Below are 795 nucleotides of genomic sequence, written 5' to 3'. Positions count from 1 at the left end.
TAACCTAGGAGCTAAACACGGGCCAGTACCCGGTAATGAGTTGTAAAGCTCTGCATCGGGCAAGGCATTAAACAACTCACTAATTTCTCTATCAAAGACCTTAATAACCTTCACAGCAACAAGCAATTGATTAGCTAATGCAACTGCAAGCAGTTGGTGCGACTCGATAACTGCGTTATCGATAGTGAGCGGTTCAGCTTCACTTATAGATTGAATACGCTTAACGCTATATGCAGCAGTACGCCCAGGGTATGAGGCAAAAAACTTTTTCAAGGTATCAGCCCTAGCTCTTTTAAGTTTTTGTAAGTTGGGCCAACGTGTAATGAAATCACAAAAGATCCCCGATCCTCGATGTGAAAACCAATCGAGTAAGTGAGGGTAATATTCTTTAAGTGTAATGATTAATCGGTTGCTAAACCGCCTTTTATCATCAACTAACTTACGACGCTGTTCGACTAGATATGTCAATTTCCTAACCGATTCACTTTCCATTTTTAATGCTTTAGATTTAATGCTGGGATATCCCAGCATTAAATCTAAAGCAAGCTCTGCGTCCGTTGTTGGGTCGTCTTTTGCACCGCTAGGTGAAAAAGCTTTACGGTATTGAGCTAACATTGAAGTGTTAACGGGGTGAATAGTGACAAAATCAAACTTTTGAAGTGCGTAAACGATAGGCCCTTTGGATAGTTCAATAGCAACAGCTATTTGTCCTTTGTATTGCTTATGAAGACTGCTTATCCATTCGTTGATCGACTTAGGTGAGTGCTTAATTACTTCAAACTTTCGTGTACTTGA

At 40.3% G+C, this 795-nt stretch carries 1 protein-coding gene; it reads right to left on the bottom strand.

The window, feature by feature from the left end:
* A partial coding sequence (locus H4J65_RS00140; protein ID WP_182193946.1) for a transposase occupies positions 1-795 on the bottom strand: 795 nt, incomplete at both ends.

The organism is Colwellia sp. MB02u-9 (assembly GCF_014077085.1).
Lineage (GTDB): Bacteria > Pseudomonadota > Gammaproteobacteria > Enterobacterales > Alteromonadaceae > Cognaticolwellia.
Note: the sequence above shows the minus strand (reverse complement) of the source record. Positions and strands in the feature narration are given on the sequence as shown.